Source organism: Azospirillum sp. Marseille-Q6669, assembly GCF_965111635.1.
Window position 1 is genome coordinate 1,899,991 of sequence record NZ_CBCOOP010000001.1, and the last position, 11,875, is coordinate 1,911,865.

General features: G+C 71.4%; 13 protein-coding genes and 2 tRNA genes. 9 read left to right on the top strand and 6 right to left on the bottom strand.

What is annotated here, in order from left to right:
* Window positions 1–131 precede the first annotated feature (131 nt).
* The 7 genes from ACWPXE_RS08370 to ACWPXE_RS08400 all read left to right on the top strand — a co-directional run bounded on the left by ACWPXE_RS08370 (window position 132) and on the right by ACWPXE_RS08400 (window position 7,512).
* Complete coding sequence (locus ACWPXE_RS08370) at window positions 132–803, top strand: hydrolase (RefSeq protein WP_014197758.1); 672 nt, start codon at window positions 132–134, stop codon at window positions 801–803.
* A 128-nt stretch (window positions 804–931) separates the two neighbouring features.
* On the top strand, window positions 932–1,228 hold the full coding sequence (locus ACWPXE_RS08375; protein ID WP_454017437.1) for a XapX domain-containing protein: 297 nt from the start codon (window positions 932–934) through the stop codon (window positions 1,226–1,228).
* Window positions 1,225–3,195: an amidohydrolase gene (locus tag ACWPXE_RS08380; protein ID WP_454017438.1), complete on the top strand. Its 1,971-nt coding sequence runs from the start codon at window positions 1,225–1,227 to the stop codon at window positions 3,193–3,195. The genes ACWPXE_RS08375 and ACWPXE_RS08380 overlap by 4 nt, the downstream gene beginning before the upstream one ends.
* Before the next feature lie 14 nt (window positions 3,196–3,209).
* Window positions 3,210–3,665, top strand: coding sequence for a DoxX family protein (locus tag ACWPXE_RS08385; protein WP_454017439.1), 456 nt, complete (start codon window positions 3,210–3,212; stop codon window positions 3,663–3,665).
* Window positions 3,662–5,314: an MFS transporter gene (locus tag ACWPXE_RS08390; protein WP_454017440.1), complete on the top strand. Its 1,653-nt coding sequence runs from the start codon at window positions 3,662–3,664 to the stop codon at window positions 5,312–5,314. Before ACWPXE_RS08385 ends, ACWPXE_RS08390 begins: the two co-directional genes overlap by 4 nt.
* Window positions 5,311–6,711 carry an alginate export family protein gene (locus ACWPXE_RS08395; RefSeq protein ID WP_454017441.1) on the top strand — a complete coding sequence of 467 codons (1,401 nt, stop codon included), beginning with the start codon at window positions 5,311–5,313 and terminating at the stop codon, window positions 6,709–6,711. Before ACWPXE_RS08390 ends, ACWPXE_RS08395 begins: the two co-directional genes overlap by 4 nt.
* Window positions 6,712–6,906: 195 nt before the next feature.
* Window positions 6,907–7,512: a hypothetical protein gene (locus tag ACWPXE_RS08400; RefSeq protein ID WP_454017442.1), complete on the top strand. Its 606-nt coding sequence runs from the start codon at window positions 6,907–6,909 to the stop codon at window positions 7,510–7,512.
* 32 nt (window positions 7,513–7,544) lie between these two features.
* On the opposite strand, the gene ACWPXE_RS08405 is transcribed toward ACWPXE_RS08400, so the two are convergent.
* Window positions 7,545–7,621: transfer RNA gene (locus ACWPXE_RS08405), tRNA-Asp, on the bottom strand.
* Between the two features lie 4 nt (window positions 7,622–7,625).
* Window positions 7,626–7,701, bottom strand: a tRNA-Asn gene (locus tag ACWPXE_RS08410).
* A gap of 214 nt (window positions 7,702–7,915) precedes the next feature.
* On the opposite strand from ACWPXE_RS08410, the gene ACWPXE_RS08415 reads away from it, so the two are divergent.
* Complete coding sequence (locus ACWPXE_RS08415) at window positions 7,916–8,494, top strand: hypothetical protein (protein WP_454017443.1); 579 nt, start codon at window positions 7,916–7,918, stop codon at window positions 8,492–8,494.
* 8 nt (window positions 8,495–8,502) lie between these two features.
* Here ACWPXE_RS08415 and ACWPXE_RS08420 read toward each other — a convergent pair whose 3' ends face one another.
* A complete protein-coding gene (locus ACWPXE_RS08420; protein WP_137105531.1) occupies window positions 8,503–8,709 on the bottom strand; it encodes a hypothetical protein in 207 nt (68 codons plus the stop codon).
* A 117-nt stretch (window positions 8,710–8,826) separates the two neighbouring features.
* The gene (locus ACWPXE_RS08425) at window positions 8,827–9,825 is read right to left on the bottom strand and encodes an MBL fold metallo-hydrolase (RefSeq protein ID WP_454017444.1); all 999 of its coding nucleotides are present in this window, start codon (window positions 9,823–9,825) and stop codon (window positions 8,827–8,829) included.
* 246 nt (window positions 9,826–10,071) lie between these two features.
* Between ACWPXE_RS08425 and ACWPXE_RS08430 the strand changes: the two genes are divergently transcribed.
* A complete protein-coding gene (locus ACWPXE_RS08430; RefSeq protein WP_454017445.1) occupies window positions 10,072–10,209 on the top strand; it encodes a hypothetical protein in 138 nt (45 codons plus the stop codon).
* 89 nt (window positions 10,210–10,298) lie between these two features.
* Here the strand turns inward: ACWPXE_RS08430 and ACWPXE_RS08435 are convergent, their stop codons facing one another.
* Complete coding sequence (locus ACWPXE_RS08435) at window positions 10,299–10,940, bottom strand: glutathione S-transferase family protein (protein WP_454017446.1); 642 nt, start codon at window positions 10,938–10,940, stop codon at window positions 10,299–10,301.
* A complete protein-coding gene (locus ACWPXE_RS08440; RefSeq protein ID WP_454017447.1) occupies window positions 10,937–11,863 on the bottom strand; it encodes a LysR family transcriptional regulator in 927 nt (308 codons plus the stop codon). Before ACWPXE_RS08440 ends, ACWPXE_RS08435 begins: the two co-directional genes overlap by 4 nt.
* Window positions 11,864–11,875 lie beyond the last annotated feature (12 nt).

An 11,875-nucleotide genomic window follows, 5' to 3' on the forward strand; every position in this document is an offset into this window, starting at 1 on the left:
AGGACCCGCAAACGCAAGTTCAATGTCGCCGTCCTCCGTCCCTGACCGATGCTTCGACACACCGCCGGGCCACAGACATCGTCAGAGGCAACGCCATTGGCACCGGCGCCAAAAACAACGGGGATAGAGACATGACCATCACCGCCACCGCGACTCCCGGCAAACTGCTCGTCTCGCCGAAGGACCACGCGCTGATCATGATCGATCATCAGTCGCAGATGGCCTTCGCGACCCATTCGATCGACGCCACGACGCTGCGCACCAACACCGCGCTGGTCGCCCACGCCGCCGCCGGCTTCGGCGTCTCGACCATCCTGACCACGGTCGCGGAAAAGAGCTTCTCCGGCCCGATCTTCTCCGAGATCACCGAAGCCTTCCCGGGGGCGGAGGTCACCGACCGCACCTCCATGAACACCTGGGAGGACGCGAACGTCATCAAGCGGGTGAACGGCCTGGGCAAGACCCGGTTGGTCTTCTGCGGCCTGTGGACCTCGGTCTGCATCGTCGGCCCGACGCTGTCGGCGCTGGACCAGGGCTTCGAGGTCTACGTCATCGCCGACGCCTGCGGCGACGTCTCGGTCGAGGCGCACCAGCGCGCCATGGACCGCATGGTCCAGGCCGGCGTCCGCCCGATGACCTCGCTCCAGTACATGCTGGAGTTGCAGCGCGACTGGGCGCGCACCGAGACCTACGAGATGACCACCGGCATCGCCAAGAAGTACGGCGGCGCCTATGGCCTGGGCATCATCTACGCCAAGACCATGTTCGGCGCGTCGGAAGGCGGCCACAGCGCCGCCGCCTGACCGGCAACGCTTGGTTTGAGGCACTTGCTTTGCGGCGCCCGATGCCCTGCGCCGCGGCGGACCGGACCGGACCCTCCCCGGGGCCGGTCCGCCTCTTCCCGCCCATCCGGACGAAGAACAGGCACGCCATGATGCCCTATCTGCTCTCCCTCGGCGCCGGCATCCTGGTCGGCGTCCTCTACGCGTTGCTCGGTGTCCGCTCCCCAGCACCGCCCACCATCGCCTTGATCGGCCTGCTCGGCATGCTGGTCGGCGAGCAGGCGGTGCCGGTGGTCAAGCGGCTGATCGCCGGGCAGCCGGTTCTCGCCTTCATCCAGAACGATTGCGCGCGCCACATCCTGGGGCCGCAGGCGGGCAATGCCGCTCCCGATGCAGCTAATCCGCCGGCCCCGGCCGCGGACGCACCCCCGCGGGGCCGGGCATGACCGGCCACACCGGAAACGGTCGCCCCGGTATCGGTCGCCGCGGCGCCATCGCCGGCAGCGCCGCCGCCACCCTGCTCGCCTCGCCCCTGCTCACCCGCCTTGGGAATGCCGCCATGCCGTCTTCCGACCTTCTGATCGTCAACGCAAAGATCACGACGCTCGACCGCGCCAACCCGCAGGCCGACGCCGTGGCGATCCGCGACGGACGCTTCCTCGCCGTGGGGCGGGAGGCCGAGGTGCGCGCCGCCGCCGCCCCCGACGCCGCGGTGATCGATGCCAAGGGACGCCGCCTGATCCCCGGCCTGATCGACAGCCACATCCACGTCATCCGCGGCGGCCTGAACTACAATATGGAGCTGCGCTGGGACGGCGTGCCGACTCTGGCTGACGCCATGGCGATGCTGCGCGCCCAGGTGGCCCGCACGCCGGCCCCGCAATGGGTGCGTGTCGTCGGCGGCTTCACCGAGCACCAGTTCGCCGAGAAGCGCCTGCCGACGCTGGAGGAACTGAATGCCGCCGCCCCTGACACGCCGGTCTTCATCCTGCACCTCTACGACCGCGCGCTGCTGAACGGCGCGGCGCTGCGGGCGGTGGGCTACGGCAAGGACACGCCCAACCCGCCGGGCGGCGAGATCCAGCGCGACGCCGCGGGCAATCCGACCGGCCTGCTGCTCGCCCTGCCCAACGCGATGATCCTGTATTCCACCCTCGCCAAGGGGCCGAAGCTGCCGGAGGAGTATCAGGTCAACTCCACCCGCCACTTCATGCGCGAGCTGAACGGGCTGGGCGTGACCAGCGTGATCGACGCCGGCGGCGGCTTCCAGAACTACCCCGACGACTACGCGATCATCGAGAAGCTGCACGCCGACGGCGAGATGACCCTGCGCATCGCCTACAATCTGTTCACCCAGAAACCGAAGGAGGAGCTGAAGGACTTCGCCACCTGGTCGGACACGGTGAAGCCGGGCGACGGCGACGACCGCTACCGCCTGAACGGGGCGGGGGAGATGCTGGTCTATTCCGCCGCCGACTTCGAGGACTTCCGCGTCGCCCGGCCCGAGATGCCGCCCAACATGGAGACGGACCTGGAGCCGGTGGTCCGCCTGCTGGCCGAGCGGCGCTGGCCGTGGCGGCTGCACGCCACCTACGACGAGACCATCGGGCGGGCGCTCGACGTCTTCGAGAAGGTCAACCGGGACATCCCGCTGCAGGGGCTGAACTGGTTCTTCGACCACGCCGAGACGATCAGCGAGCGCAACATCGACCGCATCGCGGCGCTCGGCGGCGGCATCGCCGTGCAGCACCGCATGGCCTATCAGGGCGAGTATTTCGTGGAGCGCTACGGCGCCAAGGCCGCCGAGGCCACGCCGCCCATCGCCAAGATGATGGCCGCCGGGGTGCCGGTGGGCGCGGGGACGGACGCCACCCGCGTCGCCAGCTACAACCCCTGGGTCTCGCTGTCCTGGCTGGTCACCGGCAAGACGGTGGGCGGCTTGTCGCTCTACCCGATGGCGAACCGGCTGGACCGCGAGACGGCGCTGCGCCTGTGGACGGAGGCCAACACCTGGTTCTCCAACGAGCAGGGCAAGAAGGGCCGGATCGAGGGCGGGCAGCTCGCCGACGCGGCGCTGCTCAGCGACGACTACATGGCCGTGCCGGAGGACCGCATCCCCCACATCCGCTCGGTCCTGACCCTGCTGGGCGGCGCCGTGGTGCATGGCGAGGGCGATTACGACACCCTCGCCCCGCCGCTGCCCAAGCCGATGCCCGACTGGTCGCCGGTCGCCACGGTCGGCGGCTATTATCGCGATCCCAGGACGGCGCAGCGGCAGGCGGCGGAGTGCGGTTGCCACTCCGGCTGTGCGGTGCACGGCCACGACCACGCGGCGGCGCTGGGCGCCGACGTGCCCTCGTCCGACTCGCGCAGCTTCTGGGGCGTGTTCGGTTGCGGCTGCTGGGCGGTGTGAGGGGGAGCGCAACGATGGCCGACACCCTCTCCACGCGCAAGGACGCCGCCGCTGCGCCGGTCGCCGCCCTGCTCGACTGGCCGGGGACCGCCTGGCTCGCCCGCTTGGCGCTGGCGGCGCCCTTCGTGGTCAGCGGACTGGTCAAGCTGACGGACTTCAACGGCGCGGTGGCCGAGGCGGCGGGGCTGGGGCTCGGCCTGCCGGTCCTCGTCGCGGTGGCGGTGATCGTCACCCAGCTCGGCGGGGCGGCGCTGTTTTTGACACGGCGCTGGTGCTGGCTCGGCGCCGGGATCCTCGCCGGCTTCACGGTGGTCGCCACCCTGCTCGCCCACGCCTTCTGGACCTATGAGGGGCCGGACCGCGCGCGGCAGACCGCCACCTTCCTGGAGCATCTGGCCATCGTCGGCGGCTTCGCGGCGGCGGCGGTGCTGACCCACCGCAACGCCCACCGCCGGGGAGGGCGCGCATGACCGCCGAGGCCGTCCCAACCCCTGGCGCACAGCCGCCCGGACATAAGCCCGCCGCACACAAGCCGGCTGGAGCCTTCGCGCCGCTGAGCAACCGCCTGTTTGCCGTGCTGTGGGTGGCGGCCGTGCTGGGCAACGTCGGCACCTTCATGCGCGACGTGGCGAGCGCGTGGCTGGTGCTCGACCTGTCGGGGTCGCCGTCCACCGTCGCGCTGATCCAGGCGGCGGGCTCGCTGCCGATCTTCCTGCTGGCGATCCCGGCGGGGGTGCTGTCGGACATCATGGACCGGCGGCGGATGCTGATCGTCATCCAGTGCCTGCTCGCCTGCGTCAGCGCCGCGCTGATGATCCAGGCGTGGCTGGGCGTCGCCAGCGTCGCCTCCATCGCCGGGCTGACCTTCCTCGGCGGGGTCGGGGCGGCGCTGATGGCGCCGGTCTGGCAGTCCATCGTGCCGGAGCTGGTGCCGCGCGGCGAGCTGAAAGGCGCCGTCGCGCTGAACAGCCTGGGCATCAACATCGCCCGCGCCATCGGCCCGGCGGCGGGCGGCGCCATCCTGGCCGCCGCCGGAGCGGCCGCCACCTACGCGGTGGACGTCTCCTCCTACATCATCGTCATCGCCGCCCTGCTGTGGTGGCGGCGCACCCCCGACACCCGCGACGATCTGTCGGAGCAGTTCGGCGGCGCTTTGCGCGCCGGGCTGCGCTACGCCCGCGCCAGCAAGGAGCTGCACCGCGTCTTCATCCGCGCCGGCCTGTTCTTCGCCTGCGCCAGCGCCCTGTGGGCCCTGCTGCCCATCGTCGCCGGGCCGATGCTGGGCGGCGGGCCGGGCTTCTACGGCCTGCTGCTGGGTGCCGTGGGGGCGGGGGCCATCGGCGGGGCGGCCGCCCCGCCGCGCCCGCGCGCGCGGCCTGGCGCGGGCGGCCCGATGCTGGCCGCCGCGCTGGTCACCGCCGTGGTCATGGGCATCCTGGCCCTGGCCCCGCCGCGCTGGCTGGCCCTGCCGGTCCTGCTGGGCGCCGGTGCGGCCTGGATCGCCGTGCTGACGACGCTGAGCGCCACCACCCAGGCCATCCTGCCCAACTGGGTGCGCGGGCGTGGGCTGGCGCTCTACCTGACCGTGTTCAACGGTGCCCTGACGGCGGGCAGCCTCGGCTGGGGCGCTCTGGCCGATGCGATCGGCGTGCCGGCCACCCTGTGGGTCAGCGCCGCCGGGCTGCTGGCCGTGGCGGTGCTGTCCCGCGCGGTGCCGCTGCCGGAGGGCGAGGCCGACCTCACCCCGTCCAACCATTGGCCGGAGCCGCTGACCGCCGAGCCGGTGCGCAACGACCGCGGCCCGGTGCTGATCACCATCGAGTACCGGGTGGCCGCCGCCGACCAGCACGCCTTTCACGCCGCGCTGCGCCGCCTGTCGGAGGCGCGGCGGCGGGACGGCGCCTACGCCTGGGGCGTCAGCCAGGATTCCGGCGATCCGGAACGGGTGCTGGAATGGTTCTTCGTGGAATCCTGGGCGGAGCACCAGCGCCAGCACCGCCGGGTATCGCACGCCGACGCGGACGTGCAGAAGGAGGCGCTGGCCTTCCACCGCGGCGACGGGCCGCCGCGGGTGTCGCATTTCCTGGCGCTGGAGCACGGCGCGGGGCCGGCGTCGTGAGGCGGTGGCGCGGGGCGCTGGTCGCGGCTCTGCTGCTCCAGTCCGCCCCGGCCCCCGCCGAGACCCTTGCGGAGACGCCCCCGCCGCTGACCAACAGCCGCTACGACGAGGATTACCGCTACCTCCTCGACCCCGCGGCGGGGAGCGGCGCCTTCTGGGAGCGCTTCAAGGCGATCCCGCTCACCCCCGGTGGCACGCTCTCCCTGTCCACCGGGCTGGAGGCGCGGCTGCGCGGCGAGGCCGTGCGCAACAGCGGCTGGGGGCAGGATGAGCCGAGGAACGACGCCTATGGCCTGTGGCGCCTGCTGCCCTACGCCGACCTGCGCGCGGGTCCGGCCCTGCGCGTCTTCGGGCAACTGATCATGGCCGGCTCGGCGGGCAAGCTCGGGCCGGAGGGGGCGCCGGACATCGACCGCACCGACCTGCTGCAGGGTTTCGCCGATCTGTCCGTCCCGCTGGGGAGCGTGCAGGGCACGCTGCGGGCGGGGCGCCAGATGCTCGCCTACGGGTCGGAGCGGCTGATCAGCCTGCGCTACGGCGCCAACGTGCCGCGCGCCTTCGACGCGGTGACGGGCATCGTGCAATCCGGTCCCTGGCGGGTGGACGGCTTCCTCGGCCGCCCGGTCCGCGCGTCGCCCGACCTGTTCGACGACCGGCGCGACGGCGGGCGCTCCACCTGGGGGCTGTACGCCACGCACGGCGCGGCGGCGGGCTGGGGCACGGGGCTGGACGCCTACTACATTGGCTACGGCAACCGGGCGGCGTCCTTCGAGGGCAGGCAGGGGCGGGAGGAGCGGCACACGCTGGGCACCCGCCTGTTCGGAAAGGCCGATGGCTGGGACTGGAACTGGGAGGCCATGCTCCAGACGGGCCGGATCGACGGCGACACCATCGCCGCATGGTCGGTCGCCAGCGACACCGGCCACCGCTGGGATGGCGTCCCGCTGCGCCCGCGGCTCGGGCTGAAGGCCAACATCGCCAGCGGCGACCGCGATCCCGACGACGGGCGCCTGGGCACCTTCAACCCCTTGTTCCCCCGCGCCAAGTATTTCGGGGAGCTGACTCCGGTCGGGCCGCTGAACCTGATGAACCTGCATCCCTCCGTGGATCTGGTACTGTCGGACGAATTCAGCCTGTCCGCCTCGGCCATCGCCTATTGGCGGATGAGCCTGGAGGACGGCGTCTACGACCTGTCCGGGAACCTGCTCCGCTCCGGCGCCGAATCACGCTCGCATTACATCGGCACGCAGGGGGAACTCGTTCTGTCCTACGCCGCCGGGCGCACGGTCGAGGGGCTGCTGTCCTACTCCCTGTTCCGGCCCGGTTCCTTCCTTCAGGACACCGGCCCCGCGAAGACGATCCACTTCGTCGGGTTGGAAGCGGTGTTCAAATTCTGACCCCTCCGGGTGACGGTTTCCACCCATCGGACGGGTCGAAGGGCGAACTTACGGTAAGTTGCACCGGCCACCAGGGTCGGCCAGGGTGGGGATGCGGAACATCCGTGCGACGGTGCCGTTCCTGCGCCCGAACCGGACCCAAGCGAACCGGACATACGCCCGGGAGCCGGTCCCAGAAGAGGTGGAGGCGATCCCATGAAGCAGCAAACCCGTGCCGTCCTGGCGGTGTTCCTGACCGGCGCGGTCCTGGCGGGATGCGCGCCGGCGTCTGAAACCGCGCCGCCGTCCGCCGTCCTGGCCCCGGCGAGCGTCGAGCCGACGCCGCGGCTGTCCATGGTCGAGAATGTCCGCTCCACCGCCAAGGTCCGCGGCGTCGACAAGGCGGCGCGGACGGTGATCCTGCAATTCCAGGACGGGCGGGAAGAGGCGGTGACCGCCGGAAGCGGGGTGCGGAACTTCGATCGCATCAAAGTGGGCGACACCGTGCAGATCGAGTATTCCCGCCTGACCAACATCGTCACCCAGCCGCCGGGCGGCGGGCCGGGCGCCATTCAGCGGAGCAGCACGGACCGCGCCGCGGTCGGCGAGATGCCGCGCGCGTCGGCGATCACCACCACCCAGGTGACGGAGGTCGTCGAGGCCATCGACCTCAACCGGCGGATGGTCACGCTGCGCGGGCCGCAGGGGCGCACGCGCACGGTTCCGGTGCCGCCGGACGTGCAGGGGCTGGAAACGGTGAAGCCCGGCGACGAGGTGGTGATCAGCCGGACGGAGGCTGCCACGGTCACCGTGATGCGATGAGGGGAGAGGAGAAAGCCACCCATGAGGGAAGGTGGCGCGAGTGACGGGACTTGAACCCGCGGCCTCCGGCGTGACAGGCCGGCGCTCTAACCAACTGAGCTACACCCGCAATATGGCTCCGGATGCTGGACTCGAACCAGCGACACGCGGATTAACAGTCCGCTGCTCTACCGACTGAGCTAATCCGGAACGGAGGCCGGCTTATAAGCCCCTTTCCGGGGGCTGGCAAGGGGAAAACGACCTGTCGGTGGGATTTTCCGCGCCACCCCCGCGGTGGCGATGCAGGGCCGTGACAATGGGGCGGAAATGTGGCGAAGGCGCTCGCGCGCCGGTTGACAGCGGGCGTGGCTTTCGCTTCCTTCCGGCCCCGGTTCCCGTCACCTGCCGCTGGTCCCCGTTCCCCATGTCCAAGGTCGTTCCCTTCGCCCAGGCGCGCGAAGCTCTCCTCGCCCGCCTCACCGAACAGCTTCCCCCCTCGACCGAGTGGGCCGGACGCCTGATGCTGATGCCGGACGGCAACCGGGTGGAACCGATGCCCGCGGCGGAGGCGGTCGAGGTGCTGCGCGCCTTCCGCGCCGGGCTGGGCGAGGCCATCGGCGCCGCCCCCTGCTCGGTCGGCGGCATGTGGGTGTCGCGGGAGGACTGTCTGGACTGGGACGGGCTGCTGGCCCCGCTGGCGGTGGCCGCCGGCTATGTGGTGGCCGGGGCGACCGGCGGCGCCAGCCTGTCGGTGGAGCTGTTCCGCTGCAAGGGCGCGCTGGCCGGGTGGGGCGTGCGCGGGCTGCGCGGGGAGCCGGCGGTGGCCCGCTCCGCCGCCTACGCCGTGGTGATGGTCAGCCGCCGTCCGGACGACCAGGAAATCGTGCTGGACCGCGTGATGGACACCTTCGGCTTCGTCATGCGCAGCCAGGGCGAGCCGGTGGTGGACACCGGCGACCTGAACGCCCGGCTGGCCCGCCGGGCCTGCCCGCTGCGGCGATAAGCGGGCGGTTAGCGGTTCGGCGCGTCGGCCTGGACGATGCGGGCGACGGTCTGAAGACGCTGCACGTCGCGCACTTCCAGAACGATGCCCAGGTTCAGCGCGGCGAGCGTGTCGGCCAGGGACCGCATGCTGTCCCGCACCCGCTCCAGCGCGTCGGGGCCGTGGTCCGATTCGCTGCCGAGGGAACTGACGAAGGCACTGATTTCCAACTGCATTTACGCCCGGCTCCGCCTGTATGGTGGGTGCTGTCCCTCAAGGCGTTACCCCGATCCGCGCGGTCCCGTCCATGACGCTTGCGCCATAGGCCGCTGGGCGAATCCTCCCCTTCGCCATTAGGCCGAAGGGCGGCGGAAGCGCAGGGGTTCGCCGAAGCCGGGGATGGCGAACCGACTGGGATCGACAGCCTGCTCGGCCAGGGCGTGGTGCAGCGCCCGGATGGGGGCGTCGATGCCCTCCGCGGTCAGCTGGAAGGTGCCGAAATGCATGGCGACGCTGCGCCGCGCTCCCAGGTCGCGGTGGGCCCGCACGGCGTCGGCCGGGTTCATGTGCTGGGCGGCCATGAACCAGCGCGGCTCGTAGGCGCCGATCGGCAGCAGGGCGACGTCGATGGCGCCGAACCGCCGCCCGATCTCCTTGAAATGCGGGCAATAGCCGCTGTCGCCCGCGAAATAGACGGCGGCCTCCGGCGTCTCGACCACGAAGCCGCCCCACAGCGTCCGGCGCCGGTCGAAGGGGCTGCGGGCGGACCAGTGCTGCGCCGGGACAAAGGTGATCCGGGTGCCGTGCGGACCGGGCAGGCTGTCCCACCAGTCCAACTCGTGCACCGCGTCGAAGCCGGCGCGGCGCATCATCGGGCCGTTGCCCAGCCCCGTCATCACCTGCGGCACGCCGCGCCGCCGCGCCAGATGGCGGAGCGTCGGGGCGTCGAGGTGGTCGTAGTGGTTGTGGCTGAGCAACACCGCGTCGATGGCCGGCAAATCCTCCATGCGCACCGCGGGTGGGCGCACCCGCTTCGGCCCCAACCGCCCGAAGGGGCCGGCATGGTCGGAATAGACGGGGTCGGTCAGGAAGGCCGCCCCGCCGATCTGGATCAGGAAGGTCGCCTGCCCGATGAAGGTCACCGCCACTTCGCCCCGCGCCGGGGTGACGGCGCGGAAAGGGCGGGGAGGTTCCGGGTCCGGCGGCGTCCAGCGCGGACCGCGCGCCTTGTAGAGCCGCCACAGCTCGCGCGGTCCCTTGTCCGTGTCGGCGTGCGGGTTGAAGAAGCGGCGCCCGTCCCAATGGTCGGACGGGACGGCGGGAAAGCGGGGCTGGCTGTCGTCGCGCGGCATGACACGAGAAGTGGGGTTGTGGGGCGGCTTTGGCTAGACCACCGCTTCCCGCGATGCGGCAAGAATTCGACATCCGTTATGGAAGCAGTTCGCGGCGCTGAATGCTTGCAAGGTAAAGCATTGAAAGCGTTGCGTTTTTTGGGGTCTGCCCTGCAATAAGCGCGCGTGTGGTATTGGGTATACCAGAGCATATTGGTCTCAACGAACAACGCCCCCGATAACGCCTCCCAACGATTGGAGACCATCATGAACAGCTCGACCTACACCCACATCGGCAGCGACCGCGCCCCGTCCTCCGCCCTCCAGGCCGTCCGCGAGTTCTTCGCCGCCTGGCTGCGCGCGACCCCGGCCTACATCGTGTATCGCGCCATCAACGAGCGTTGATCTGCGAGTCTTAAGTCACGAGCGCTGATTGTTGAACGGGGGTGGCCCAGCGGCCGCCCCCGTGCTGTATGAACTCGGTGCTTCCAGCTTCAGGACGCCGGCGTGAAGTTCCGGCTCCAGACCGGCTCCAGGTTCGGCAGGGCCTGCACCCGCCCCGCCACGCGCGACAGCTTCGGGCAATGTTCCGCGAACCAGGCGCGGCGGGGCCGCCAGTGCACCATCGCCCCGACGTAGAGGTCGAGCGCGCTGAAGCGCTCCCCCAGCACCCACGGACCGTCGCCCAACTGCGACTCCAGCCAGAGCCACAGCGTCTTGCGCTGCTCCACCATCGCCGCGCCGAGCGTTTCCGGAGCCTCCATCACCCAGCGCTCCGGGTAATCGCCGTAGGTGAAGGTCGGGTAGACGTTCGCCACCAGCCAGACCAGCAGCCGCAGGAATGCCGGGCGCTCCGGTGCGTCCGGCGGTGGGGCCAGTCCAGCGTCCGGGTGCCGTTCGGCCAGCAGCAGCGCGATGGCCGCGCTTTCCGTCATCACCGTTCCGTCCGGCAGGACCAGGGTGGGGATCTGCCCCAGCGGGTTCAGTGCCAGCAGCCGCTGCCGCGCCTCGCCCGGTGCGTCGAAGCCCGCGACGTCCTCGAAGACGAAGGGGGCGCCGCACTGGACCAGCATCGCTTCGGCCAGGACGGATCCCCAGCCCGGCACTCCGTAGAGCCTGTAACCCGCTCCGCTCATTCCCGCTCCCTCCCGTCTTGGGGTGTCTGTTCCGCCGCCAAAGCCCAGAAGGACTCCGCCGCCGGGCTCTGGCGCGCACGGGGGCGGTAGAGGCGCACCTCCACCGGGATTTCCCAACCCGCCTCGCCGGCCCGCACCAGCCGTCCCTGCGCCAGATCCTCGCCGATCAGGCTGTCCGGCAGCCATGCCACGCCGCGCCCGTCGCGGGCCAGCGTGCGCAGCACCGCAGCGAGGTGCGAGGTGAAGACGGTATCGAGCGCCAGCGGAGCCGGAAAGCCGCCGCGCGCCGCCGTGACGATGCGCCCCATGCCCGATTCCGGGCTGTAGGCGAGGTGGGGGAGGGCGGCCCCGCCGCCGACCAGAGGGTGCCGGGGTGCACGACCGGACTCGTCCGGGGCGCAGACCGGCACCAGACGGTCGCTTCCCACCGCGGCCGAGCGGAAGGCCCCGGCCTCCAGCCGGGAGGGGGCCGCCGCATGGGCGTGGCACAGCAGGAACTGCGCCTGCCCCTGCGTCATCACCTGCTCGCAGGCCTGCATGCTGTCGGACAGCAGATGGATGGCGCCCAGCCGTGCCTGTCCCTCCAACCGGCTCAGCCAAGTCGGGAAGAAGGTCAGCGACAGCGCGTGGGTCGCCGCGAAGCGCAGCGCCGTGGCCGCCGCGCCGCCGGCCAGCCGGGCCTCCTCCCGCCCTTGCAGGAGGCGGCGCACCGTCTCGTCGGCGAAGGGACGGAAGCGGCGCCCGGCCTCGGTCAGCCCGACCGGCTGGGTGCTGCGGTCGAACAGCGGCGTTCCGGTCCAGTCCTCCAGCGCGCGGATGCGGCGGCTGAAGGCCGGCTGGGTCAGGTTGCGCCGCTGCGCCGCGCGGGAGAAGTTGCCGCACTTCGCCAGGGCGAGGAAATCCTCAAGCCAGTTCAGTTCCATCGCTGTTCCGCC

Excerpts from the sequence above, each read along its gene's own strand:
- ACWPXE_RS08370 (WP_014197758.1), top strand. The coding sequence starts at position 132 with ATGACCATCACCGCCACCGCGACTCCCGGCAAACTGCTCGTCTCGCCG.
- ACWPXE_RS08375 (WP_454017437.1), top strand. The coding sequence starts at position 932 with ATGATGCCCTATCTGCTCTCCCTCGGCGCCGGCATCCTGGTCGGCGTC.
- ACWPXE_RS08380 (WP_454017438.1), top strand. The coding sequence starts at position 1,225 with ATGACCGGCCACACCGGAAACGGTCGCCCCGGTATCGGTCGCCGCGGC.
- ACWPXE_RS08385 (WP_454017439.1), top strand. The coding sequence starts at position 3,210 with ATGGCCGACACCCTCTCCACGCGCAAGGACGCCGCCGCTGCGCCGGTC.
- ACWPXE_RS08390 (WP_454017440.1), top strand. The coding sequence starts at position 3,662 with ATGACCGCCGAGGCCGTCCCAACCCCTGGCGCACAGCCGCCCGGACAT.
- ACWPXE_RS08400 (WP_454017442.1), top strand. The coding sequence starts at position 6,907 with ATGAAGCAGCAAACCCGTGCCGTCCTGGCGGTGTTCCTGACCGGCGCG.
- ACWPXE_RS08415 (WP_454017443.1), top strand. The coding sequence starts at position 7,916 with ATGTCCAAGGTCGTTCCCTTCGCCCAGGCGCGCGAAGCTCTCCTCGCC.
- ACWPXE_RS08420 (WP_137105531.1), bottom strand. The coding sequence starts at position 8,709 with ATGCAGTTGGAAATCAGTGCCTTCGTCAGTTCCCTCGGCAGCGAATCG.
- ACWPXE_RS08425 (WP_454017444.1), bottom strand. The coding sequence starts at position 9,825 with ATGCCGCGCGACGACAGCCAGCCCCGCTTTCCCGCCGTCCCGTCCGAC.
- ACWPXE_RS08430 (WP_454017445.1), top strand. The coding sequence starts at position 10,072 with ATGAACAGCTCGACCTACACCCACATCGGCAGCGACCGCGCCCCGTCC.
- ACWPXE_RS08435 (WP_454017446.1), bottom strand. The coding sequence starts at position 10,940 with ATGAGCGGAGCGGGTTACAGGCTCTACGGAGTGCCGGGCTGGGGATCC.
- ACWPXE_RS08440 (WP_454017447.1), bottom strand. The coding sequence starts at position 11,863 with ATGGAACTGAACTGGCTTGAGGATTTCCTCGCCCTGGCGAAGTGCGGC.